General features: G+C 64.7%; 20 protein-coding genes. 8 read left to right on the top strand and 12 right to left on the bottom strand.

Going from position 1 to position 23,544, the window contains the following annotated elements; translation table 11 throughout:
• Positions 1-7: 7 nt before the first annotated feature.
• The 3 genes from ABID59_RS02170 (at position 8) to ABID59_RS02160 (ending at position 4,181) form a co-directional block, all read left to right on the top strand.
• Entirely contained in the window at positions 8-1,234 is a 1,227-nt protein-coding gene (locus ABID59_RS02170; RefSeq protein ID WP_354082299.1) for an ABC transporter substrate-binding protein, read from the top strand.
• Positions 1,235-1,468: 234 nt separating this feature from the next.
• The gene (locus ABID59_RS02165) at positions 1,469-2,698 is read left to right on the top strand and encodes an ABC transporter substrate-binding protein (RefSeq protein WP_354035640.1); all 1,230 of its coding nucleotides are present in this window, start codon (positions 1,469-1,471) and stop codon (positions 2,696-2,698) included.
• A gap of 199 nt (positions 2,699-2,897) precedes the next feature.
• The gene (locus ABID59_RS02160; protein ID WP_354082298.1) at positions 2,898-4,181 is read left to right on the top strand and encodes a glycerate kinase type-2 family protein; all 1,284 of its coding nucleotides are present in this window, start codon (positions 2,898-2,900) and stop codon (positions 4,179-4,181) included.
• 129 nt (positions 4,182-4,310) lie between these two features.
• Here ABID59_RS02160 and ABID59_RS02155 read toward each other — a convergent pair whose 3' ends face one another.
• Positions 4,311-4,772 (bottom strand): MarR family winged helix-turn-helix transcriptional regulator, encoded by a 462-nt coding sequence (locus tag ABID59_RS02155; protein ID WP_187435388.1) that lies wholly within the window; start codon positions 4,770-4,772, stop codon positions 4,311-4,313.
• 76 nt (positions 4,773-4,848) lie between these two features.
• Between ABID59_RS02155 and ABID59_RS02150 the strand changes: the two genes are divergently transcribed.
• On the top strand, positions 4,849-5,625 hold the full coding sequence (locus ABID59_RS02150; RefSeq protein WP_354082297.1) for an SDR family NAD(P)-dependent oxidoreductase: 777 nt from the start codon (positions 4,849-4,851) through the stop codon (positions 5,623-5,625).
• 3 nt (positions 5,626-5,628) lie between these two features.
• Here the strand turns inward: ABID59_RS02150 and mdlC are convergent, their stop codons facing one another.
• From mdlC to ABID59_RS02130, 4 genes are all read right to left on the bottom strand, one after another.
• Positions 5,629-7,251, bottom strand: a complete 1,623-nt coding sequence (gene mdlC, locus ABID59_RS02145; RefSeq protein ID WP_354082296.1) for a benzoylformate decarboxylase — start codon at positions 7,249-7,251, stop codon at positions 5,629-5,631.
• A gap of 146 nt (positions 7,252-7,397) precedes the next feature.
• Positions 7,398-8,243, bottom strand: a complete 846-nt coding sequence (locus ABID59_RS02140; RefSeq protein WP_354082295.1) for an HTD2 family dehydratase — start codon at positions 8,241-8,243, stop codon at positions 7,398-7,400.
• Positions 8,244-8,258: 15 nt separating this feature from the next.
• Positions 8,259-9,362, bottom strand: a complete 1,104-nt coding sequence (locus ABID59_RS02135; protein WP_354082294.1) for a CaiB/BaiF CoA transferase family protein — start codon at positions 9,360-9,362, stop codon at positions 8,259-8,261.
• A 10-nt stretch (positions 9,363-9,372) separates the two neighbouring features.
• Positions 9,373-10,542, bottom strand: a complete 1,170-nt coding sequence (locus ABID59_RS02130) for an acyl-CoA dehydrogenase family protein (RefSeq protein WP_354082293.1) — start codon at positions 10,540-10,542, stop codon at positions 9,373-9,375.
• A 124-nt stretch (positions 10,543-10,666) separates the two neighbouring features.
• Here ABID59_RS02130 and ABID59_RS02125 point away from each other — a divergent pair, with 124 nt between their 5' ends.
• Entirely contained in the window at positions 10,667-11,587 is a 921-nt protein-coding gene (locus ABID59_RS02125) for a LysR substrate-binding domain-containing protein (protein ID WP_354082292.1), read from the top strand.
• 226 nt (positions 11,588-11,813) lie between these two features.
• On the opposite strand, the gene ABID59_RS02120 is transcribed toward ABID59_RS02125, so the two are convergent.
• The gene (locus ABID59_RS02120) at positions 11,814-13,088 is read right to left on the bottom strand and encodes a cytochrome P450 (protein WP_354082291.1); all 1,275 of its coding nucleotides are present in this window, start codon (positions 13,086-13,088) and stop codon (positions 11,814-11,816) included.
• 183 nt (positions 13,089-13,271) lie between these two features.
• Entirely contained in the window at positions 13,272-14,537 is a 1,266-nt protein-coding gene (locus tag ABID59_RS02115) for a cytochrome P450 (RefSeq protein WP_354082290.1), read from the bottom strand.
• Between the two features lie 310 nt (positions 14,538-14,847).
• Here ABID59_RS02115 and ABID59_RS02110 point away from each other — a divergent pair, with 310 nt between their 5' ends.
• Together ABID59_RS02110 and ABID59_RS02105 are read left to right on the top strand one after the other, a co-directional pair.
• Positions 14,848-15,984 (top strand): YjgN family protein, encoded by a 1,137-nt coding sequence (locus ABID59_RS02110; RefSeq protein WP_354082571.1) that lies wholly within the window; start codon positions 14,848-14,850, stop codon positions 15,982-15,984.
• Positions 15,985-15,987: 3 nt separating this feature from the next.
• Positions 15,988-17,097: a M48 family metallopeptidase gene (locus tag ABID59_RS02105; RefSeq protein WP_354082289.1), complete on the top strand. Its 1,110-nt coding sequence runs from the start codon at positions 15,988-15,990 to the stop codon at positions 17,095-17,097.
• Positions 17,098-17,106: 9 nt separating this feature from the next.
• Here ABID59_RS02105 and upp read toward each other — a convergent pair whose 3' ends face one another.
• From upp to ABID59_RS02090, 3 genes are all read right to left on the bottom strand, one after another.
• Positions 17,107-17,736, bottom strand: coding sequence for a uracil phosphoribosyltransferase (gene upp, locus ABID59_RS02100; RefSeq protein WP_354082288.1), 630 nt, complete (start codon positions 17,734-17,736; stop codon positions 17,107-17,109).
• Between the two features lie 75 nt (positions 17,737-17,811).
• Complete coding sequence (locus ABID59_RS02095; protein ID WP_354082287.1) at positions 17,812-19,050, bottom strand: URC4/urg3 family protein; 1,239 nt, start codon at positions 19,048-19,050, stop codon at positions 17,812-17,814.
• A gap of 5 nt (positions 19,051-19,055) precedes the next feature.
• A complete protein-coding gene (locus ABID59_RS02090; protein ID WP_354082286.1) occupies positions 19,056-20,312 on the bottom strand; it encodes a GTP cyclohydrolase II in 1,257 nt (418 codons plus the stop codon).
• A 371-nt stretch (positions 20,313-20,683) separates the two neighbouring features.
• Here ABID59_RS02090 and ABID59_RS02085 point away from each other — a divergent pair, with 371 nt between their 5' ends.
• Complete coding sequence (locus tag ABID59_RS02085) at positions 20,684-21,811, top strand: threonine synthase (protein ID WP_354082285.1); 1,128 nt, start codon at positions 20,684-20,686, stop codon at positions 21,809-21,811.
• 108 nt (positions 21,812-21,919) lie between these two features.
• Here ABID59_RS02085 and ABID59_RS02080 read toward each other — a convergent pair whose 3' ends face one another.
• Both ABID59_RS02080 and ABID59_RS02075 read right to left on the bottom strand, forming a co-directional pair.
• Entirely contained in the window at positions 21,920-22,735 is an 816-nt protein-coding gene (locus tag ABID59_RS02080; protein WP_354082284.1) for a DUF2927 domain-containing protein, read from the bottom strand.
• Positions 22,736-22,821: 86 nt separating this feature from the next.
• Positions 22,822-23,397, bottom strand: a complete 576-nt coding sequence (locus ABID59_RS02075; RefSeq protein WP_148755709.1) for a L,D-transpeptidase — start codon at positions 23,395-23,397, stop codon at positions 22,822-22,824.
• Positions 23,398-23,544: the final 147 nt, after the last annotated feature.

The raw sequence follows: 23,544 nt of genomic DNA, 5'->3' as shown, positions 1-23,544 counted from the left end.
GAGAGCAATGGCTGTCGTTCGATTTCAGGTTGCGGCGCTTTCGGCCGCATTCGCGTTGTGCACTGCGATGAGCAATCCCGCGCTGGCACAGAAGTCCTACGACAGCGGCGCCTCCGATACCGAGATCAAGATCGGCAACATCATGCCCTATAGCGGCCCGGCCTCGGCCTACGCCGTGATCGGCAAGGCCGAGGAAGCCTATTTCAACAAGGTCAATGCCGAAGGCGGCGTCAACGGCCGCATGATCAAGTTCATCTCGTATGACGATGCTTATTCGCCGCCGAAGACGGTGGAACAGGCGCGCAAGCTGGTCGAGAGCGACAACGTCCTGCTGATCTTCGGCTCGCTCGGCACCTCCACCAACGGCGCCATCCGTAAATACATGAACGAGAAGAAGGTGCCGCAATTGTTCGTCGCGAGCGGCGCCTCGAAGTGGAACGATCCCGAGCAATATCCGTGGACGATGGGCTGGCAGCCGAGCTACGCCAGCGAAGCCAGGATCTACGCCAAGTACATCCTGAAGGAGAAGCCGGACGGCAAGATCGGCGTGCTCTACCAGAACGACGATTTCGGCAAGGACTATCTGAAGGGGCTGAAGAACGGGCTTGGCACCAAGGCCTCGATGATCGTGATGGAGGAGCCCTACGACACCTCGGAGCCTGCGATCGACGAGCACGTCGTGAAGCTGAAGGCTGCCGGCGCCGACATCTTCATCAGCATCGCTACGCCGAAATTCGCGGCGCAAGCGATCAAGAAGGCGGCCGAGATCAACTGGCACCCGATGCACATCATCTCCAACGTCTCGGCCTCGGTCGGCGGCGTGATCGAGCCGGCGGGCTTCGAGATCTCGCAAGGCATCCTGTCGGCGACCTACACCAAGGACGGCTCCGACCCGCAATGGAACGCCGACGACGGCATGAAGAGGTTCTACAACTTCCTCGCGCAGTTCGATCCGAAGGCGAACAAGCTCGATGCCGGCGTGGTGTTCGGCTATGCCGCCGCCCAGACCATGGTGAAGGTGCTGCAGATGTGCGGCGACAACCTCACCCGCGACAACATCATGAGGCAGGCGGCGTCCTTGAAGGATTTCGAGCCGGACACGCTGCTGCCCGGCATCAAGATCAACACCGCGCCCGACAATTTCGCGCCGATCGAGCAGCTCCAGATGATGCGATTCAAGGGCAAGACCTGGGAACTGTTCGGCGATATCATCTCGAGTGACCCCGGTCACTGAGCAACTCAGAATAGCGCGATGCCATTCAGGCAACTCAAGGCGGTCTCGCCTTCTCGCAGTTGCACAGGACGGCGCCGTCCTTCCTGACTACTAAAGACGCAGCCCCTGCGACGTTGTCGCGGGGGCTTTCTGTTGAAGGCATCAGGCAAATCGTATTGAATTGCGGCCGCGTCGCCAAAAACAATCAAGGCAAGAAAAGGAGCGCACACACACCAAGAAAATAGGGAGATTTGAATGCCCGCTGTCACCGGCAAGCTTGCGGCCGCGTCACTGGCGCTCGCGCTCATTGCGGCCACGACCTCCATCGCGTCGGCCCAGAAGAAATACGATACCGGCGCGACCGATACCGAGATCAAGATCGGCAACATCATGCCCTACAGCGGACCGGCCTCCGCCTACGGCATCATCGGGCGGACCGAAGCCGCCTATTTCAAGAAGATCAACGACGAAGGCGGCATCAACGGCCGCAAGATCAATTACATCAGCTATGACGACGCCTATTCGCCGCCAAAGACGGTGGAGCAGGCGCGCAAGCTGGTCGAGAGCGACGAGGTGCTGTTCATCTTCAATTCGCTCGGCACGCCGCCGAACTCGGCGATCCACAAATACATGAACTCGAAGAAGGTGCCGCAGCTGTTCGTCGCCACCGGCGCCACCAAGTGGAACGACCCGCAGAACTTCCCCTGGACGATGGGCTGGCAGCCCAACTACCAGAGCGAGACACAGATCTATGCGAAGTGGCTTTTGAAGAACAAGCCGGACGCCAAGATCGCCGTGCTTTACCAGAACGACGACTACGGCAAGGATTATCTCAAGGGCCTGAAGGACGGCCTTGGCGCCAAGGCCGCCTCGATGATCGTCATGGAGGAGAGCTATGAGACCTCCGAGCCGACCATCGACAACCACATCGTCAAGATGAAGTCGACCGGCGCCGATGTCTTCATGAATATCACGACGCCGAAATTTGCCGCGCAAGCGATCAAGAAGGTGGCCGAGATCGGCTGGAAGCCGCTGCACTTCCTCAACAACGTCTCGGCCTCCGTCGGCAGCGTGATGAAGCCGGCCGGCTTCGAGAACGGTCAGGATGTCATCTCGGCGGATTATCTGAAGGACGTGTCGGATCCCGCATGGGCCAATGATGCCGGCATGAAAGAATTCCTGGCGTTCATGGGAAAATACTTCCCCGACGGCGACAAGCTCGATAAGGGCACCATCGTCGGCTATGCCGTGGCGCAGACACTGGTTCAGGTGCTGAAGCAGTGCGGTGACGATCTCACGCGCGAGAACATCATGAAGCAGGCGGCGAACTTGAAGGACTTCCGCACCGAGGCGCTGCTGCCCGGCGTGAAGATCAACACCTCGCCGACCGATTTCGCGCCGATCAGCCAGCTTCAGCTTGAGAAGTTCAAGGGCGAGAAGTTTGAGTTGTTCGGCGACGTGATCAGCGCCGACGTCGGCGGCTAGCCCGAAACGGCGGACAGAAAACCTCCCGCGAAGCTATCGCAGGAGGTTTTCGTTTGCGCGCCAATTATGATCACGCGATTGCACAATCGAATGATGGCAAAGCCGGCTTACGCTTTGGCGCCTGATGCGGTAGGCAGGTCATGGGCGGCCCTCTCGCCCTCGCTTTAGTCTGCTCACGAGTTTGCCAAAGGCCATCGTCATGACCGACCGCCGCCCCCTGCTCCGCGCGCTCTACGCCGCCGCCGTTGCCGCCGCCCATCCCAACACGATCCTGGCGCCGCATCTGCGCCCTGTGCCGAAGGGGCGCGTGATCTGCCTCGCCGCCGGCAAGGGCGCCGCCGCGATGGCCGCGGCTGCGGAGCGGCATTATCTCGATACGCTCGCGCTCGCGCCGGAGCGGCTCGTCGGCATCGCCACCACGCGCCATGGCTATGGCGTGCCGACGCGCCGCATCCGCGTCGTGGAGGCCGGCCATCCCGTGCCCGATGAGGCTGGCCTCAAGGGCGCCGCCGACACGCTCGCGCTCGCGGGCCAAGCCGGGCCTGACGATCTGCTGCTGGTGCTGCTCACCGGCGGCGGCTCGGCCAATTGGATCGCGCCGGTGGACGGCATCAGTTTTGCGCAGAAGCAGGCGGTCAACAAGGCGCTGCTGCGCTCGGGCGCGCCGATCGGCGAGATGAATACCGTGCGCAAGCATTTGTCGCGGATCAAGGGCGGGCGTCTCGCGCGCGCAGGCCAAAACGCCGCCGAGATCGTGACGCTCGCGATCTCCGACGTGCCGCATGACGATCCGTCCGCGATCGCCTCGGGCCCGACCGTGCCCGATCCGACTACGCTTGCGGATGCGCGCGCGATCGTCGCAAAGTACAAGCTCGCCATCGACGATGCCGTGCGCCGTGCGCTCGACGATCCCGCCAACGAAAGCGCCAAGCCGGATGATGCCGCCTTTGCACGCGCGCGTTTCGAATTGATCGCGCGCCCGAAGCAATCGCTCGATGCCGCGGTGAAGCTCGCGAAGGACGCCGGCTACGAGACCATCGATCTCGGCGCCGATCTCGAAGGCGAGGCCCGCGACGTCGCGGCCGATCATGCCAGGCTCGCGCTGCAGGCCCGCGCTCAAGGCAAGCGCGTCGCGATCCTCTCCGGCGGCGAACTCACGGTCACCGTGCGCGGCCATGGTCGCGGCGGCCCGAACCAGGAATATGCTCTGGCGCTCGCTGGGCTGCTCAAGGACACGCCCAACATCTCCGCACTCGCCGGCGACACCGATGGCGCCGATGGCGGCGCCGGCCATCCCACCGACCCCGCCGGCGCACTGATCGACGCGGCGACATTCGCGAAGATCAAGGCGCTAGCGCTTCAGCCGCAGGCGTATCTCGACAACAACGACGCGACGACGTTCTTCGAGGCGACGGGCGATCTGCTGATGCCCGGCCCGACATTGACGAATGTGAACGATATCCGGGTGATCCTGGTGGATTGAGACGGCAGCCCCAGCGACACTGTCATTCCCCGCGCAGGCGGGGAATCCAGTACGCCGCAGCTTCTCCATCATCCACGACCGCCTCGGAGTACTGGATCGCCCACCTGGGCGATGACACCGAGAGTGCCGCTACGCCACCGACTGCGCCTCATCCTCTACCCGACTCTCCCGCAACGCCCGCGCATAGAGCATCATCCCCTCGCGCACCGTACGCTGCTCGGCGGCCGTCAACGCCGCCAGCGCGCCGCGCACCTGCTGCCGGCCGAATGCATGCAGCGCCTCCAGCGTGCGCCGGCCCTTCGCGGTCAGCGACAACAGCTTGCTGCGTGCGTCAAGCTCATCCGGCGTCTCCCTGAGCTCGCCACAATCGATCAGTTTGCGCACCAGGCGGCTGACGCTGGATTTCTCCAGCCGCAGGAAATCGCCGAGCTCGCCCGAGGTCAGCGGGCCGCGGATGCCGATCTCCAAAATCGTGTGCACCGCCGACGGCGGATAGTCCGAGGCCGCCACCGTCACATCCATGAAGCCGAGCTCGCGCACCATCAACCGCGAGGCAGCGCGGATGTCGTCGATCAGAGCGAGTTCAGCCATCTTGACTCTCGGCATATAGTTGTATCATACAACTATACGCACGCAACGGCGCGGGCAAGCGTTTTTGGAGTGAGCCATGAGCGGAACTTTGCCAACCGGTGAGCGGATGAGGGGCAAGGTCTGCCTCGTCACGGGCGGCGGCAGCGGCATCGGTCGCGCCACCGCACTGCGGATGGCGGCCGAGGGTGCAAAGGCGGTTGTTGTCGCAGGCCGGCGCGAGGTCGAGATCGAGGCCGCCGCAGCCGCCTGCCGCGAGCTCGGTGCGGAGGCCATCCCGATCAAGACCGATATCACGCGGGACGACGAGGTCGAACGCCTGGTCCGCACGGCCGATGAACGCTGCGGCCGTCTCGATGTCGCCTTCAACAATGCGGGCTTCCAGGAGCGCCGTGCGCCGCTGGAACAGCAGGGCATGGACGTCTACGACGGCGTGTTCGACACCAATGTCCGCGCGCTGTTTTTGTGCCTGCGCCACCAGCTGCCGGCGATGCTGGCGAACGGCGGCGGCAGCATCGTGGTCAACGCCTCGGTCAGCGGCGTGCGCAATCCCAATCCCGGCTTCTCGCTCTACTCGGCCTCGAAGGCGGCCGCGATCTCGCTGACGCGCTCGGCGGCGATGGAGAATGCCCCGCGTGGCATCCGCATCAACGCCGTCGCGCCAGGACGTGTCATCACCGACATGATGCTCAGCGCCGGCGTCGGCGATGTCGCAACCGTGGGCGCCGGCCTGCCGCTGCGGCGCATGGGCACGCCGGAAGAGGTGGCCGAGGCCGTGGTGTGGCTATCGTCGGATGCGTCGTCCTACGTGGTTGGCCATGTGCTGGCGGCGGACGGGGGATTTCTGGCGGCGTAGCGCCTAATGCTTCTGCCCATACAGCACCGGCACCGCCGAATCCACGACCACCTCCACGAGGCTGGTGCCATCGTGCGCCATTCCGCGCTTGAGCGCCTCGCCGAGCTCCGCCGCCTTGCTCACCCGCACCGCATGGCACCCCATGCCTTCGGCGAGCCGGACGAAATCGATTCCCGGCAGCTCCAGGCCCGGCACGTTACGCACCTGCATCACCTGGCTGAACGATCGCATCGCGCCGTAGCCGGAATTGTTGATGACGACGATGGTGAGCGGCAGTTTTCGCTGCGCGGCGGTCCACAGCGCCTGGATCGAATACATCGCCGAGCCGTCGCCGATCAGGCACACCGTGCGGGTCTTCGGCTTGCCGAGCGCCATGCCGACGGCGGCGGGCAGCGAATAGCCGAGACCGCCGCTTGCCATGGTGTAAAAACTGTCCTGGCCGCGCATCGGCAGGAATTTCTGCATCGCCGGCCGGTGCGAGGGCACTTCCTCGACAAGTGACGCGCCATCCGGCATCGCCTGCGACAGCGAGTGCAGCAGAAAATCGACCGGCAGCGGATCGGCGGCCTGCGGCGACGGCGGCAGCGTGCGGCCTTTCGGCGTGGCGCGTTTGCTCTCGGGCAAGAGATCGAGCAACGCGCTCAGCGCCGGCTTCATGGTCGCGATGATGCTGGTGCCGACCGGTGTCACCGCGGCCGCATCGGGATCATCGGTGATCTGGAAGATCGTCGCGCCGCCATCGAAAATCGCGGCATGACCTTCGACGTGGAAAGTGAAGACGGGCGCGCCAATGACGACGACGACGTCGTGCTCGCGCAGCGCGTCGGAGAGTTGCGCCGGCGAGGCATGCAAAAAGCCCGCGAATTGCGCATGCCGCTCGGGGAACGAGCAGCGCGCCGAGAACGGGCTGACCCAGACGCTCGCCTTCGCCTTCTCGGCGACGCGCACCATCAGATCGACAGCGCCAGCGCGGTCGACACCGGGGCCGACGACGAGGGCAGGGTGTTTGGCGGAACCGAGCGCGGCAACCAGCGTCTTCATCGCCTCTGCCTCGGGCCCGATCTCGCGGCTGACCTTGCGCGCCTCGACCGGTGCCGTCGCGTGTGTCCAATCGTCGATCGGGATCGACACGAAGGTCGGGCCGCAGGGCGGCTGCATCGCCGTGTAATAGGCCCGCGCGATTGCGGCCGGCACGTCCTCGGGCCGCGCCGGCTCGACGCTGTACTTCACATAGGGCCGCGGAAATTCGGAGGCGCGCTCGGCGTAAAGAAACGCCTGCAACGGCAGGATCGAGCGGGCCTGCTGGCCGGCGGTGATCACGAGCGGCGTCTGGTTGCGGTGCGCGGTGTAGATATTGCCGAGCGCGTTGCCGACGCCGGCCGCGGAGTGCAGATTGACGAAGCCGGCATTGCGCGTCGCCTGCGCATAGCCGTCGGCCATGCCGACCGCGCTGGCCTCCTGCAGTGCCAGCACGTAGTCGATGTCGTCGGGCCAGTCGCTCAGGAACGGCAGCTCGGTCGAGCCGGGATTGCCGAAGACGCGTCTGATGCCGAACGAGCGCAGCAGGTCGAGCGTCGCCTGCTTGACGGTGACGGACTTGCTGCCGGTCTTGCCGTTCTTTGCCATGGTTTCCGTCCCCTGTTGTTTATCGACGCTCCCGGCCCCGCCCGTCATTGCGAGGAAGCCCTTGCGACGAAGCAATCCAGACTATCTCCGCGGAAAGATTCTGGATTGCTTCGTTGCGCTCGCAATGACGAGGAAGCAGCGGTGGTTTACCACACCGCCGTCGCCTTCATCGTCGGCTGCCCTTCCGCATTCGCTATCCACAGCTCCATGCCATCAGCGGTCTCGTTGGCGTTGATGGAGAACTCGCTGCCCTCGAACAGCGGCTGCAGACCGCGATAGGTGAACGTCTTCGGCGGCTTGCCGCTGCGCAACTTCGCCGCCATCTCGATGATGAGCGCGGCCTGCAAGGGACCGTGGAAGATCAGGCCCGGATAGCCCTCGACCCTGGTGACGTAATCGCGGTCGTAATGGATGCGGTGGCCGTTGAAGGTCAGCGCCGAATAGCGAAACAGCAGCACGGGATCGGAGACATGGATTTCGCGGTGCTGTGCCTTCGGCGGCGGGGCCTTTGCGGTCGCGGGCGCGCTGCCCGTCATCTCGCGATAGACGATGTCCTGCCGCTCGCGGATGGCAACGCCGCGTGGCGAGGAGATGCTGTGCTCCACCGCGACGAAGCACAATGTGCCGGTCGAGCCTGATTTCACCTGCACGTCGGCAATGCGCGAGGTCCGGGTCGATTCATCGCCGACGCGCAAGGGCTGCAAGAACGCGATCTCGCCGCCGGCCCACATCCGGCGCGGCAGCGGTACCGGCGGCAGGAAGCCGCCGCGGGTGGGGTGGCCGTCGGGCCCTAACATCGACATCGGAAACACCGGCTGCGCCAGGCACCAATGCACCGTGAAGGGTGCCGCGTCGCCCGTTTTGGGTTCGCCGACCTCCTGGAACAGCGTCGCGCGCAGGCCTCTGATGAGTTGCGCAGTGACGATGTCGGTCGCCTCTTCGCTGCGGCCGATCCATTGCCGCAAGTGATCGATGTCGAGCTTCCCGGTCATGGTGCCTCGCTCTTGTTATTTTCTGGATTGCGGATTTTCGCCGATCGCCGGCACGGCTCCGTAAGCACGGGTCTCGCCGACGATGATCGGCGCCGGCGCGGGATAGCTGACGCGGCCGTTCGGCGTATCCACCTCGATGCGGCGCAGATGCGGATGGTTGGTGAGGTCGCTCATGGTGTTGACCTCGGCAAACGCGATGTCGGCATCGGACAGCCGCTTCAACAGCTCGTCGCGCGTCATCTTGCCGAAGATATCCGCGACCGTCCTGTCGGTGAAATCGCGGTTGCGCACGCGCTCGACCATGTTGGCGACGCGCGGATCGTTTGGCAGGTTGGGCTGGTCCAGCACCTCGGCACAGAGCGTCTTCCACTCGCGCTCGCTCTGGATCGAGATCAGGATGTCCTTGCCGTCCTTCGAGGTGAACACGCCATAGGGCGCGATCGAGGGATGACGCAGGCCCATGCGCTTGGGCGGATTGCCGGCCTCGGCGTTGAGCAGCGGCACGGTGCACCAGTCCGCCATCACGTCGAACATGGAGATGCGGATGTCACAGCCCTTGCCGGTCCGCCCGCGCGCGATCAGCGCCTCCAAAATTGCCGCATGCGCGGTGGCGCCGGTCGCGACGTCGACGATCGACATGCCGACGCGCGAGGCGCCGTCGGGATTGCCGGTGATCGAGGCAAGGCCGCTCTCGGCCTGGATCAAGAGATCATAGGCCTTGCGGTGTGCGTAGGGGCCCTCGTCGCCGTAACCGGTGATGGTGCAGGAGATCAGCTTTGGATAGTCCTGCAGCAGCCGCTCGCGGGAGAAGCCGAGCTTGTCCATCGAGCCCGGCTTGAGGTTCTGCACCAGCACGTCGGCGCTCGCGATCAGCTTTTCCAGATCGGCGCGTCCCTCCGTGGTGGCGAGGTCGACCACCGCCGATTGCTTGCCGCGGTTGAGCCAGACGAAATAGCTGCTCTGGCCCTTGGCCGCCGCGTCATAGCCGCGGGCGAAATCGCCTTCGGGCCGCTCGATCTTGATAACCTCGGCGCCGGCATCCGCCAGGCGCGAGGAGCAGAACGGTGCGGCCACAGCCTGCTCGACCGCAATCACCCTGATCCCGTCCAATGCTCCCATGATTGCTGCCTCAGTACGAGCGGGGCATGCCGAGCACGTGCTCGGCGACAAAGGACAGCACGAGATTGGTCGAGATCGGCGCGACTTGATACAGCCGCGTTTCGCGGAACTTGCGCTCGACGTCGTATTCCTCGGCGAAGCCGAAGCCGCCATGGGTCTGGATGCAGGCATTCGCCGCTTCCCAGGACGCATCCGCGGCGAGCATCTTGGCCATGTTGGCCTCCGCGCCGCAGTCGAGCCCGGCTTCGTATTTGCGTGTCGCTTCCTTCACCATCAGCTCGGCCGCGCGCATCGCGGCATAGGCCTTGGCGATCGGGAACTGGATGCCCTGGTTCTGGCCGATCGGCCGGCCGAACACCGCGCGCTCCTTGGCGTAGTTGGTGGCCTTGGCGATGAACCACTTGGCGTCGCCGATGCATTCGGCCGCGATCAAAATGCGCTCGGCGTTCATGCCGGACAGGATGTAGCGAAAGCCCTTGCCTTCCTCGCCGATCAGATTCTCCGCCGGCACCTTCATGTCGGTAAAGAACACCTCGGTGGTGGCGTGGTTCATCATGGTGCGGATCGGGCGGATCTCGAGGCCGTTGTTCTTGGCCTCGCGCATGTCGACGATGAACACGGAGAGGCCATCGGTGCGTTTCTTGGCCTGCTCCTTCGGCGTGGTGCGCGCCAGCAGCACCATCAGGTCGGAATGCTCGGCGCGGCTGGTCCAGATCTTCTGGCCGTTGACGATGTAGCTGTCGTTGCCTTCCTTGCGCGCAAAGGTCTTGAGCGAGGAGGTGTCGGTGCCGCTGGTCGGCTCGGTGACGCCGAAGGCTTGCAGGCGCAATTCGCCGCTCGCGATCTTCGGCAGATACTTCGCCTTCTGCTCGTCGTTGCCGTGCCGCAGCACGGTGCCCATCGTGTACATCTGGGCATGGCAGCCGCCGCCATTGCAGCCCGCGCGCTGGATCTCTTCGAGGATGGCAGCCGCCGCAGAAAGCTTCAGGCCGGCGCCGCCATATTCCTCGGGGATCAGCACCGAGAGGTAACCGGCCTGCGTCAGCGCGTCGACGAATGCCTTGGGGTAGGCCATCTCGCGATCGAGCTTGCGCCAGTATTCACCGGGAAACTGTGCGCAGAGCTTTGTGACGGCTTCGCGGATGTCGGCGTGATCTTCGCTGTGGTGTTCTTCACTCATGGCGTTTCCCGAATGTGCGGCAGTTAAGATAACGCCGGCCGATCCTCTGGCGTTGTGAAAACAACGCCATCCCCCTATGCTCATTTGCTATAGCGTATGGAGTAGCCTTCCAGGATTGGCAAGCATGGATTTCCGGCAGCTCAGGACCTTCAGTTGTGTGGCGGAGCTCGGCAGCCTGAGCAAAGCGTCCGATACGTTGCGCGTGGCGCAGCCGGCGCTGAGCCGGCAGATCAAGCTGCTGGAGCACGAGCTGCGCACGGAACTGTTCACTCGCAACGGCCGCGGCATGGTGTTGACCGAGGCCGGGCGCCTGCTGCTGGCGCGCACCTCCGGGATCGTGCGGCAGATCGACCAGATTCGCGACGACATCCAGTCGGCCAAGGGGCCGCCGTCGGGCCAGGTCGTGCTCGGCCTGGTTCCGACCGTGAGCTGCGTGCTGTCGGCGCGGTTTGCGCGGCGCTGTGTCGAAAAATATCCCGGCATTTCGCTGCGCATCGTCGAAAGCTACAGCGGCCACATCGTCGAATGGCTGCATCGCGGCGAGATGGATCTCGCCATCCTCTACGGCCGCTCCGCCGATCTGCATCTCAATGTGCAGAGCCTCGGGCGCGACAACATCGTCGCGGTCGGTCCGCGCGGCTGCGGTCTTGGGCGCAAGAAGAACGTCGACGTCGGCTGGCTGCTGCGGCAGCGGCTGGTGCTGCCCAGTCATTCGCACGGCCTCCGTGCGCTGATCGAGCAAGCGGCCGCGCAGCGCAAGATCAAGCTCAACGTCCAGCTCGAAGCAGATTCGTTCCGCGTGCTGACGAGCCTGGTCGAGGAGGGGCTCGGCTTCGCGCTGCTGCCGCCATCGTCGGTCCACGCCGAGGTCGCGGACGGACGTCTGGAAACCGCTGCCGTTTCCAAGCCGATGTCACGCGAGCTCATTTTCGCCTCTCCGATCGACCGCCCGCCCTCCACGGCCTCGCTGGCCGTCACCGCACTGCTGCGCGATGAGGTCGCCGCCTGCCGCAAGGAAGGCGTGTGGGACATCAAATTGAGTTAGATGCGCTGGTGTCGTAGACCAGTCGGGCGCCGTGTTGCCTTCGCATCTGGCGCGACCTGTCATGCCGGAATTTTATAGCTGGGCTCGGGCGCTGCGCGTTTGACGCGCAGGTGTACTCAAGATCTCGTCATTGCGAGCGTAGCGAAGCAATCCAGGAATCCCTCCGAGGTGGCAGTCTGGATTGCTTCGTCGCAAGAGCTCCTCGCAATGACGGAGGATGCAGCCGTTACCCCGGAATCCTCACCGGCAGCGACTCATATCCCTTGATGAAGCTCGAATAGATCCGCTTCGGCTCGCCGACCACCTCGATATGGTCGAACCGCTTCAGCATCTCCTCCCAGACGATCCGCAGCTGCAGCTCGGCGAGCCGCATGCCGACGCAGCGGTGGATGCCGAAGCCGAAGGAGAGATGGGTGCGCGGCCGGGCGCGGTCGATGATGAACTCGTTCGGCTGCTCGATCATCTCTTCGTCGCGGTTGCCGGAGACGTACCACATCACGACGCGGTCGCCCTTCCTGATGTGCTTGCCGCCGATCTCGGTGTCGGCAAGCGCGGTGCGCCGCATATGCGCCAGCGGCGTCTGCCAGCGGATCACCTCGGGCACCATGGTGTCGATCAGCGCCGGGTCGGCGCGCAGCTTGTCGTATTGCTCGGGATTCTCGTTCAGCGCCAGCACCGAGCCGGTCATGGTGTTGCGCGTGGTGTCGTTGCCGCCGACGATGAGCAGGATGATGTTGCCCATGAGGTTGTCGGGGTCCATGAAGCGCGTGGCGTCGTTGTGGGCCATCAGCGACAGCAAGTCGTTGCGCGGCGCCGAGTTGACGCGCTCGTTCCACAGCTTCGACATGTAGGCGTAGCACTCGTCCATCTCGCGGCGGCGCTCTTCGGCGGATGAAACGATGCCGCTCTTGGGCAGCGCGGTCGCGACATCCGACCAGCGCGTCAGCTTGCGCCGCTCCTCCCAGGGGAAGTCGAACAGGGTCGCCAGCATCTGCGTCGTCAGCTCGATCGAGACCCGCTCGACGAAGTTGAAGGTCTCGTTGCGCGGCAGATTGTCGAGCACGGTCTGCGAACGCTGGCGGATCAGTTTTGCGAGGTCGTCCAGATGCGTCGGCGTGAACATCGGCGACACGGTCTTGCGCTGCGACGAATGCCTGGGCTGGTCCATCGCGATGAAGCTCGGCCAGTCGTAGCCGTCCGGCACGTCGCGGATCCCGATGCCGCCGAGCGTCGAGTCGGACGAGAACAGGCCGTGATTGGTGTCGACATGCATGATGTCGTTGTATTTCACCACCGACCAGTACGGCTCGATCGGCGCGTTGGTGCAGTAATGCACCGGCTCTTCCTTGCGCAGCCGCTCGAACCACGGCCACAACGTGTCGTCCTGAAACAGCCGCGGCGCGCCCGGATGAAAATTCTTCAGCGGCGTCGTATAGGCTTCCTCGCGCGCGCGCCGCATGCGTTCGGTCGTGTCGGCCTTGACCGGGGCCTGAATGTTCATGGGCGGTCGCTCCAGTTGACTCTTCCTTTGCCTCTCCCCGCGTGCGGGGAGAGGCCGGAATTCGAGCGAAGCTCGAATTCCGGGTGAGGGGGACTGTCCGCGATTCGGCTCTCACCGTATTCGCGGATAAAGCCCCTCACCCCAACCCTCTCCAAGAACGGGGAGAGGGAGTTTTCTCACGCGTCACGTCGCAATCTTGACCGGCAATGTTTCCAGACCCTTCACAAAGCTCGAATACACCCGCTTCGGCTCGCCGACCACGTCGATATGGTCGAATCGCTTCAGGATCTCCTCCCAGATAATCTTGAGCTGGAGTTCGGCAAGCCGCAATCCGACGCAGCGGTGGATGCCGAAGCCGAACGAGAGATGCGTGCGCGGGCGGGCCCGGTCGATGATGAAGTCGTAGGGCTTCTCGATTGCCTCCTCGTCGCGATTGCCCGAGACGTACCACATCACGACCTTGTCACCTTTCTTGATCTGCTTGCCGCGGAACTCGAAATCGGCAAGCGCCGTGCGGCGCATATGCGCAAGCGGGGTCTGCCAGCGGATCACCTCGGGCACGAAGCTGTCGAGCAGCGCGGGGTTTTCGCGCAGCTTGCGATATTGTTCGGGATGCTGGCTCAGCGCGAGAAGCGAGCCCGACATGGTGTTGCGGGTGGTGTCGTTGCCGCCGACGATCAACAAAATGAGATTGCCGAGGAAGTTCCGCGCGTCCATGTCGCGGGTCGCGGCGCCATGCGCCATCATCGAGAGCAGGTCGCTCTTCGGCGGCTGCTCGATGCGCTCCTTCCAGAGCCGCGCGAAATAGCCGGCGCATTCCGTGAGCTCAGCCTGACGTTGGTCCTCGGTCGCGACCAGGCCGTCGGGGCCGGGAATGGTGGTGGCAATATCCGACCAGCGCGTCAGCTTGCGGCGGTCCTCCCAGGGGAAGTCGAACAGCACCGCGAGCATCTGGGTGGTGAGCTCGATCGAGACCTGGTCGACCCAGTCGAACACCTCACCGCGCGGCAGATTGTCCAGGCACTCGGCCGAGCGCTTGCGGATGTTGAGCGCGAGATTGTCCAGATGTGTCGGCGTGAACATCGGCGCCACGGTCTTGCGCTGCGCTGCATGGCGCGGCGGGTCCATCGAGATGAAGCTCTCGCGGCGCAGGTCGGGGTCGATGTCGCGAATGGTGATGCCGCCGAGTGCGGAGGCCGAGGAGAACACCGAATGGTTCGTCTCGATCTCCATGATGTCGTTGTAGCGCGTCACCGACCAGTACGGGCCGAACATCGAGTCCTTGCAATAGTGCACCGGATCTTCGCGGCGCAGCCGGTCGAAATAGGGCCAGAACGTATCGGTCCTGAACAATTCGGGATCGCCCGGATCGAATTGGTCCAGCGGAAGTGACGACGCGCGCTCGCGCAGTGCGTCGAGTTTTGTCGCGCTCTCGATGGTCCCGTGCATGACCGCTCTCCCTGACATGAACCGCGCGATTTTCTTGAATTCTGCGCTGCGGTATTTGGCTGCAATTACAGCGCGTTGTCTGCGCCGGAGCAAGGGCGAGTTTTGCCACATCCAACCTTCGCGAGAGCGTCGGGCGGCCGTCGCGTTCTTGTGTGAACGTGACCTCCCGCACGCCTCAGCCAGCGGAATCGTGCGAGAAATCGCTCGAAACCGAGGTAAATCGAACCCGCTCGTCTTGGGGATCGACCAATCTCCGATCTATAGTTTGAGCAGATCAGATCCGCATCCCGAGGTTGCTGCCGTGAACGACATGCAATGGACGCCCATCGGCCCCTCCGAACCGGTCCCGCCGCCGCTGCCGCCCTCGCGGGTCGACTGCAGCGGTAATCGCACCGGGTTCCGCAAGATGGTCACCAAGGGTGCCATGCTGGAGCTCGTCACCTTCGGCTTCTACCGGTTCTGGCTCGTCACCGACATCCGCCGCCATTTATGGTTGAACACCGCGATCGACGGCGACGCCGCCGAATATACCGGCCGCGGCAAAGAGCTCTTGATCGGCTTCCTGGTCGCGCTCGCGATCCTGGTGCCGATCTATCTCGCCTATTTCCTCGTCGGTATCGAGTTCGAGCGCTGGCAGGGTTTTGCCTCGACGCCGCTGTTCATCTCATTCTATGCCTTCGGCCAGTTCGCGATTTTTCGCGCACGACGTTATCGTTTGACCCGCACGGTCTGGCGCGGTGTGCGGTTCTGGATGGACGGTTCAGGCTGGGCCTATTCGTTCCGCGCGATGCTGTGGGGCTTGCTGGTGTTCCTGACGCTGGGCTTGGCGCTGCCGTGGCGCGAGGCCTCGCTCGAGCGCTACAAGATGCGGCACACCCATTTCGGCGATCTGCAAGGCGATTTCGAAGGCGACGGCTGGGCGTTCTTCAAGCGCGGCTGGTGGCTGTGGCTCTTGACCCCGCTTGCAATTGTCATCTTCCCGGCAGCACCGTTCCTCTATGCCGAGTTCAAGGCGCGCGAATGGCGCTGGTGGCTCGACGGCATCCGCATCGGCGGCGTCAGCCTGTCCTCGTCGCTGCCGCACAACGCGTTCTACGGCCTTTACTGGAAGGTGATCGGCTGGTGGCTGCTGCTGAGCGTCCTGTTCGGGTTTTACCTTGCCGGTGCTGCCGGACTGGTCGCTGCGGCCGGCGTGTCGATCGCCGGACCTGACGCAATCGGGCGGAGCATTCCGCTTCTATCCATGATGGTCATCGGCTATTTTGCCCTGGCGCTTGCCTTGAACGTCGTCATGCGCATGTATCTCCAGCGCGATATCTGGGTGAAAGTGCTGGAGACAGTCGAGGTGCATAACATCGGAGCCGCGGCGGATGTCCGCGCCAGCGGCGAGCTCGCCAGCGCGCTCGGCGAAGGCTTTGCCGATGGTCTCGATGTCGCGGGATTCTGAGCTGTGAGTGATGCGTCCGCCGAGGCCCCGCCGCAGTCGGCAAAACCGACGGTTTTCTTCGATGGCGTATCGAGCCGCAGGCGGCAGGTGACACTGACGCTTGGTGATGCGCTCGATATCCTCGAACCCGGCGTAACGCCGGTTCGCTGGGTCTACGCCGACATCCGCCGCGCCGACAGTCCGCCCGCCATCTTGCGTCTGACCTCGACGTCCGCGCCGCCGCTGGCGCGGCTCGAAATCCGCGACATTGCTCTCGCGGCGGAGATCGTCGCGCGCTGTTTGCGGCTCGACGAGCACCAGACCACGCGCCGTGGTGTTGCAAAAATCGTCGGCTGGTCGGTTGCGGCTGCCGTGTCCATCGTCTGCGTCGTGCTGTTCGGCGTGCCGCTCGCCGCGGATCGTCTGGCGCCGTTGGTGCCGAAACCGATCGAGCGGCGGATCGGCGATGCGTCCGAGGTCCAGGTGAAAACCATCTTCGGTCGCGAGTCCTGCAGTGATCCGGCCGGGCAGGCGGCGTTTTCCAAGCTGGTCAATCGCCTGCGCGACGCCGCAGGCCTTGACGACGACAGCATGACGGCCGGCGTGCTGCCGAGCTCGGTGCCGAATGCGTTCGCGCTGCCGGGCGGCAAGGTCTTCGTGCTCAACGCCCTGCTCGACAAGGCCGAGAGCCCCGACGAGATCGCCGGCATCCTCGCCCACGAGCTCGGCCATCTCAAGCATCACGACAATATGCGCGGCCTGATCTACAACGGCGGCACCTCGTTCCTGATCGGCTTGTTGTTCGGCGACGTCACCGGCTCGTCCGCCGTGATCTTCGCCTCGCGCAGCCTGGTCGAAGCCTCCTATTCGCGCGAGGCCGAGACCAATGCCGATACCTTCGCGATCGACATCATGCACAAGCTCGGCCGCTCGCCGAAGCCCGCGGCCGAGTTGATGTTCCGCATCACCGGCAAGGAGGGCGGATCAGGCTTCACCATTTTGGCGAGCCATCCGCTCACCGAGGATCGCCTTGCGCGCATGACAAAGGAAGACCATCCCGCCAGCGGCCCGCCGCTGCTGACCGACAAGGAATGGCAGGCGCTGAAAGGCATTTGCGGCAGCGGGAAGATCTGAGCTTGCCGCTTATCGCGTCCCGTAAGCGCGGTCGCCGGCATCGCCGAGGCCCGGCACGATGAAGCCGTTCTCGTCGAGGCCTTCATCCACCGCGGCAGTCCAGATATGCACGTCCGGATGCAAGCCGCGCAAGCGCTCTAATCCTTCCGGCGCCGCGATCAGGCAGGCGAGGCGAATGTCCTTGGCGCCGCGCTCCTTGAGCCGGTCGACCGCAGCGACGGCCGTGTTGGCGGTCGCGACCACAGGCGTCACCACGATCGCGAGGCGCTCGCTGAGATCGGACGGCGATTTGAAGAAGTACTCGACCGCCGCGAAGCTATGCGGCTCCCGGTAGAGGCCGATATGGGCGACGCGCGCGGTCGGCACCAGATCCATCATGCCGTCGACAAAGGTCGTGCCGGCGCGCAGCATCGGCACGAACACCAGCTTCTTGCCGGCGATCTTGGCCGAGTGCATCGTCGCCAGCGGTGTGTCGATCACGGTGTCGGCGAGCGGCAGGTCGCGCGTCACCTCGTAGCAGAGCAGCATGCCGATCTCTTTGATCAGCTCGCGGAACGACTTTGTCGAGATCGATTTGTCCCGCACCAGGGTCAGCTTGTGCTGCACCAGCGGATGATCGACGATCGTGACGCCTTCCATGATCGGTTGCTCTTGCTTTTCCCTTCTCCCCCTGTGGGAGAAGGTGGCGCGAAGCGCCGGATGAGGGGAGAAGGTTTAGAACACGGTGCCGTCGCTGATCACCTTGAGCGGCGGCGAGCCGTCGGGTCGGCGCGCAAAGGCGATGGCCCGGCCGGCGGCCCAGGTGCCGCCTTCCAGGATGCTGGCGAGCGGCAACGACTGCGGCGTGCGGCCGAGCTTGGTGCGAACCAATTCGGCCACACGATCCAGCAGTGCGACCGTGAGAGCGCGCCACTCCACGACCAGCAGGGAGTCGACTGCATGCGCACGATCGGCATCCGCGGCATCGCGCAGGCGCAGCACTTCGTGATCGACGAACAGGCCGCCATTGCGGTATTCGGCGAGCCCGGTCAGGCCGTCGATGTCGGTGACCTCAAATCCGGCGCGCTGGAGCGGCTCGATCAGCGAATAGCTCAGCCATTGCGACAGCTTGTGCAGCGGCACGAGGCCTGCGGTCGCATCATCCGCCTTGATCGCCGGATGACGCCAGCAATCGCCGAGCGGGACGCCTGCGAGCTCGAGCCTCGATGGCCAGATCGGCCCGAGCTGGTTCAGCACCGCGGAGAGGATCGCGGGCGCGGGGATGGCGCCGTTCGTTGCCTGCGCGGCGATATGATCGAACAGGCCGCCCGGTCGTGGCGTGTCGTGCATGCCGAAGACATCGGCGCGCGCCGCAACCTGCTTGCCGAGGCGCCGCAGCAGATCGGTGCGTCCCTCGAGGCCGAGCAGCGGATTGGCGTCGCTCGCCTGGAAGGCCGAATTGAGCGCGGCGAGCGGCAGCGTTTCGATCACGCCGGCATCGACCCTGAACGGCGCGCGCGTATCGGCTGAGAAGAGTCCGCCGGCAAACATGTCGAGGCTGGCAATCGCAAGCCCCTCGGATCGGCCGATGCCTTGCCCCGTCACGGCGTCGCGATAGCGCCATGCCGCACCTGCGCCGGCATCGAGCAGCACGCTGACGATGGCGAGGTCGAACTCCGCGCGCGCCCGTGCGGCGCGATCAAGCCACGATGTTGCGTCCGCCAGCTGCGCCCAGCGGTCGACGCCGCCGAGCACAAAGTGCCGCCACCGCGCGTGGAAGGGAATCTCCAGCGTCGGGTAGGCTTTTCGCGTGACAGCCAGCACGGCGTCCGCAACGCCATCCATGCGATCGAGATCAATGGTGAAATGCGTGAGCCCGCCGTGCAGGCCGATGTCGAGCATCTGCCCCGCACGCGCGCGCACCGCCGCTGCGCTGAGCAGCGAGCGGGCCTGTTGTTCTGTGGCGTCCGCCATGGCGTTCAGTATTTCTCCAGCGAACGTCCAACGATGTCGTTCACGTCCTTTTCAGTCACGTCGTCGGCGGAGTAATACCCGGCGGCCTTCTTCGCGGCGATCTCGACATAGGCGTCGGCCGGGATCAGCTCCGGCGGAATCGGCACGCGTTCGACGATGTCGATGCCTTGCGAGGTCAGCGCGTCGTATTTCATGTCGCTCATCGACAGGAAGCGGTCGATGCGCTTCAGGCCCAGCCAGTGAATGGTGTCCGGCATCAATTGCTGGAAGCGCGCGTCCTGGACGCCGGCGACGCATTCGGTGCGCTCGAAATAGGCGGCGGCGGCGTCGCCGTCCTCCTGACGCTTGCGCGCATTGTAGACCAGGAATTTGGTGACCTCGCCGAGCGCGCGGCCTTCCTTGCGGTTGTAGACGACGAGCCCGAGCCCGCCGTCCTGCGCGCCGCGTGCGGATTCCTCGATGCCGTGGATCAGGTAGGGCCGGCAGGTGCAGATGTCAGAGCCGAACACGTCGGAGCCGTTGCACTCGTCATGCACGCGGCAGGTGATCTTGGTGCGGTGGTCCGGCAGTTTTGTCACATCGCCGAACATATAGACCGTGGTGCCGCCGATCGGCGGCAGGAACACCTTCAGGTCGGGCCGGGTCACGAGCTCAGGGAACATGCCGGCGGTCTGCTCGAACAGCGTGCGGCGCAGCTCGGTCTCGCCGGTCGCAAAGCGCTCCGCAAGGCCGGGCAGGTACCAGACCGGATCGATCGCGATCTTCACTACCGAGACGCTGCCATTGGCATGCACGACCTCGCCGTCGGCACGCAATCGCTTGGCCGCAAGCGCCTCGCGGATTTCAGGCAGGTCGAGCCGCGCCCGCGTCACCGCGATGCTCGGGCGGATGTCGACGCCCTCGGCGATGTCCTTGCCGAAATTCTCGGCGACGAGATGACCCCAGGGATCGAGCGCGACGATTTTTGCGGGATCGCGCCACTGCTCGAACGGTCCGATGGTTGCCGCCGGAAACGTGTTGGTGAGATCTGGGCGCCGGATCGGATCGAGCGCACCGGCGGAGACGGCGAGCGCACGGTACATCGCGTAGGACCCGCCGTGGCTGCCGATCACATTGCGATCCCCGGCGCGCGACACCGTGCCGATGATCGGCCCGCGGGCGCGCGCATCGGCAGCACCCCAGTGAATCGGGAAGGCGGCCTTTTTGCCCGGCTCCGGGTGCGAGGTGAGGCGGATGTGGTCGGTACGGTTCGCGCGGCTCATGGCCAAACTCCCAAAAAGCCAACGGCCCGCCGCTCGGACGGGCCTGGCTCTGCGGCGTTGCCGGAACAGAGCCCCGGCGACGCAATCCAACATATTGTAGCGGCCAGCTGCGACAGACAAGTTAATCGTGCCGCGCCGGGCAGGTGATCATCGCCAAATTCCCGTCATCGACGGGCAGGCCGGCTCGCCTGCATGCCGCGCCTTCGCTAGGGCCGAACCTTCCTGTTCGATCTGCACGATAGGCCTAAGGGTTTGAAATAGTTTTATTTTTCATGTTTTCAAGAGGGCGGCCCCACCGCGGTGCCGTGGGCTGGACCAGACCCACATAATCGGACAAATCGTAGAGATCGCCTATCGCCTGGAGACTTGCCATGCCCACCGCCAGCTACATCGATCCCCGCAATGGAAAGCGCTATCCGCTTCACGAGCCGCGCTGGTGCTCGGACGAGCGCACGCCGCTGCTGGTGACGCCGGGGGCGGGTATTTCGCGCGCGGACATCGACAGCCGCACGCGTTCGCTCTGGCGCTATCGCGCGGCGCTGCCGGTGGAGATCAAGCATCCGATCTCGCTCGGTGCGGGCTGCACGCCGCTGGTGCAACAAGGGTGGGGCGATCTGCGGCCGTTCTTCAAACTCGAATGGTTCAATCCGACCGGCAGCTTCAAGGACCGGGGTTCGGCGGTCATGCTGTCGTTCCTGCGGCAGATCGGCGTCGATGCCATTTTGGAGGATAGTTCGGGCAATGGCGGCTCGTCGATGGCAGGTCTCGGCGCGGCCGGCGGCATGCGCGTGAAGATCCTGGCGCCGGCCTCGACCTCGCCGGCCAAGATCGCACAGGTGCGCGCCTACGGCGCCGAGGTGCAGCTCGTCGAGGGCCCCCGCGAGGAGTCGGAGGCCGAAGCTATCCGGCAGTCGAGCCAGACCTTCTATGCCAGCCACAACTGGCAGCCGTTTTTCCTTGAGGGCACAAAATCGCTCGCCTATGAAATCTGGGAAGACCTTGGTTTTGTCGCGCCCGACAACGTCATCGTTCCCGTCGGTGCCGGCAGCAGCCTGCTCGGTTGCGCCTTCGGCTTCCGCGAGTTGTTGAAGGCGGGCCAGATTGCAAGACTGCCGCGCCTGTTCGCGGCTCAGCCGCTGAATTGTTCGCCGATCGATGCCAGCTTCAAGGCCGGCGTCGATACGCCCGTCGCGCGCGAGGTCAACAAGACCATCGCCGAAGGCACAGCGATCAAGCATCCGCTGCGGCTGCGCGAGATCATCGGCGCGCTGCGCGAGAGCGGCGGCGGCACGGTTGCGCTCACCGAGGACGAGATCGTCGCCGCCCTGCGCCGTCTGGCGCGGCAGGGCCTGTTCGCCGAACCCACCAGCGCCAGCGCGGCCGCCGCGCTGGAGAAACTCTCCGCCGCCGGCGCCATCAAGGCGAGCGAGACCACGGTGGCCGTCCTCACCGGCACCGGCCTGAAGGCCGCCACCACGGTGGCCGATCTGGTGCAGTAGGACGCTGCGCGTTGCTCCGTCATTGCGAGCGCAGCGAAGCAATCCAGTCGTCACCGCGGAAAGACTCTGGATTGCTTCGCTGCGCTCGCAATGACGAAAGCGCCGTCCTCACTCCTTCAAATCATTCACCCGCTTCACCCACGCCCGCACATCCGCGAGCACTTCGGGTAGCACCGACCTCACCTCCAGCACGGTCATGCCGGGCTTGATGCGGGGATCGTAGAGCAGGTTGAGGATGTACTGGTCGTAGACGTCGAAATAGCCCATCGACACATTGTCGTTGAACATCGTCCACGGCACGCTGGCGGTGTCGTTGATGGGGCCGAGTGACTGCAGCAGCTCCTCATAGGCGCAATCGAGAAAGGTGAAGTCGCCATTGTCGACGGTGAGGATGACGTCGGAATGCTCGATCTCGAAATTGTCGTTCTTGCGGAAGCCGGACAGGCATTGCGGATCGAGCGAGGTGCGGATCTCGCGCGCCTTCTCCGCGCCGTAGAAGCTCGCGATGGTGCGATTGAGGTCGCGGTCGCGCACGAGCTTCACCCGTACATTCGCCGCCTCTGCGGTCGCGGTCATCGCGATGTCGAGATGCTGCACGCGGGTGCCGATGTCGGCCACGACCTTCGCGAGCTGCACCTTGCGGTCGGCGCGGTCGCTCTCGACGAACACGCGCACCGGCCCGTCGAACTTGCGGATGCGATCGACACGGCCGGCGAGGTGGTATTCGGCGCCGAAGGCGGTCTTCAGAAAGCCGTCGACGATCTCGGCGTCGGTAAAGCTCTTCTTCTCGGCGCGCTGGCGCGAGGCGATCGCGGGCAGCTCGCCGGCGGTCGCCTTGGCTGCGGTGTCAGGCGCACAGATGAGCGCTGCAAACGCCAGCAGGGCGAAGCGAAGGGCAGCCGAGGGCGGGACCAATGCGCTCATCGTCGCGCAACGCTGCCGTATTCGGTGGCTGCGCACAAGTCCGCATATTCAAGCGCCCGCGGGTTCCGGCTGCAGTCGCTGCCGGCCTAGTTGTTGATCACGACCACGGTGGTGCCGACCCCGACGCGGCCGTAGAGGTCGGTGACGTCGTCATTGGTCATGCGGAAGCAACCGGAGGATACCGCCTGGCCGATCGTCTCCGGCTCGTTGGAGCCGTGGATGCGGTAGAGCGTCGATCCCAGATACATCGCGCGCGCGCCGAGCGGGTTCTCGATGCCGCCCTTCATGTGGCGCGGCAGGTCGGGCCGGCGGGCGATCATCTGCGACGGCGGCGTCCAATCCGGCCATTCCTTCTTGGCGGTGATTCTGTGCACACCGCCCCAGCGGAAGCCGTCGCGGCCGACGCCGATGCCGTAGCGCAGCGCCTGGCCGTCCTGGAGCACCAGATAGAGCCGGCGCTCGGCGGTGTTTATCACGACCGTGCCGGGGGCATAATTGCCGTTATACATGACGGTGGTGCGGGGGATCGGGCTCGAGCCGCCGCCGAGAAAGCCGGTGGAGCTGGTGCCTGTGAAGTCGATCATCCCCGCCGCGGATGCGTCGGCCGCGCCAGCCAGCAACAGCGCCATTGCGGTGATCTGCGCGGCAAAAAACCGGATCATTGTTTCCCCCAGAAAAAAATCGATTCAACCAAAGCCAGAGGCCATATTCGCGCGCATTCTGCAAGCCACGGGGCCGTGAGGGACGTCGTCTGCTGCGATTGGCGTTAGCAAATCGGCAACCACGCCAACTTGCCGGTGCGGGGCAGG

Origin of the sequence: Bradyrhizobium sp. S3.3.6 (genome assembly GCF_040546905.1) — a bacterium.
Taxonomy (GTDB): domain Bacteria; phylum Pseudomonadota; class Alphaproteobacteria; order Rhizobiales; family Xanthobacteraceae; genus Bradyrhizobium; species Bradyrhizobium cytisi.
Note: the sequence above shows the minus strand (reverse complement) of the source record. Positions and strands in the feature narration are given on the sequence as shown.

Coding starts and splice junctions, on each gene's coding strand:
- ABID59_RS02170 (WP_354082299.1), top strand. CDS start 8: ATGGCTGTCGTTCGATTTCAGGTTGCGGCGCTTTCGGCCGCATTCGCG.
- ABID59_RS02165 (WP_354035640.1), top strand. CDS start 1,469: ATGCCCGCTGTCACCGGCAAGCTTGCGGCCGCGTCACTGGCGCTCGCG.
- ABID59_RS02160 (WP_354082298.1), top strand. CDS start 2,898: ATGACCGACCGCCGCCCCCTGCTCCGCGCGCTCTACGCCGCCGCCGTT.
- ABID59_RS02155 (WP_187435388.1), bottom strand. CDS start 4,772: ATGGCTGAACTCGCTCTGATCGACGACATCCGCGCTGCCTCGCGGTTG.
- ABID59_RS02150 (WP_354082297.1), top strand. CDS start 4,849: ATGAGCGGAACTTTGCCAACCGGTGAGCGGATGAGGGGCAAGGTCTGC.
- mdlC (WP_354082296.1), bottom strand. CDS start 7,251: ATGGCAAAGAACGGCAAGACCGGCAGCAAGTCCGTCACCGTCAAGCAG.
- ABID59_RS02140 (WP_354082295.1), bottom strand. CDS start 8,243: ATGACCGGGAAGCTCGACATCGATCACTTGCGGCAATGGATCGGCCGC.
- ABID59_RS02135 (WP_354082294.1), bottom strand. CDS start 9,362: ATGGGAGCATTGGACGGGATCAGGGTGATTGCGGTCGAGCAGGCTGTG.
- ABID59_RS02130 (WP_354082293.1), bottom strand. CDS start 10,542: ATGAGTGAAGAACACCACAGCGAAGATCACGCCGACATCCGCGAAGCC.
- ABID59_RS02125 (WP_354082292.1), top strand. CDS start 10,667: ATGGATTTCCGGCAGCTCAGGACCTTCAGTTGTGTGGCGGAGCTCGGC.
- ABID59_RS02120 (WP_354082291.1), bottom strand. CDS start 13,088: ATGAACATTCAGGCCCCGGTCAAGGCCGACACGACCGAACGCATGCGG.
- ABID59_RS02115 (WP_354082290.1), bottom strand. CDS start 14,537: ATGCACGGGACCATCGAGAGCGCGACAAAACTCGACGCACTGCGCGAG.
- ABID59_RS02110 (WP_354082571.1), top strand. CDS start 14,848: ATGCAATGGACGCCCATCGGCCCCTCCGAACCGGTCCCGCCGCCGCTG.
- upp (WP_354082288.1), bottom strand. CDS start 17,736: ATGGAAGGCGTCACGATCGTCGATCATCCGCTGGTGCAGCACAAGCTG.
- ABID59_RS02095 (WP_354082287.1), bottom strand. CDS start 19,050: ATGGCGGACGCCACAGAACAACAGGCCCGCTCGCTGCTCAGCGCAGCG.
- ABID59_RS02090 (WP_354082286.1), bottom strand. CDS start 20,312: ATGAGCCGCGCGAACCGTACCGACCACATCCGCCTCACCTCGCACCCG.
- ABID59_RS02085 (WP_354082285.1), top strand. CDS start 20,684: ATGCCCACCGCCAGCTACATCGATCCCCGCAATGGAAAGCGCTATCCG.
- ABID59_RS02080 (WP_354082284.1), bottom strand. CDS start 22,735: ATGAGCGCATTGGTCCCGCCCTCGGCTGCCCTTCGCTTCGCCCTGCTG.
- ABID59_RS02075 (WP_148755709.1), bottom strand. CDS start 23,397: ATGATCCGGTTTTTTGCCGCGCAGATCACCGCAATGGCGCTGTTGCTG.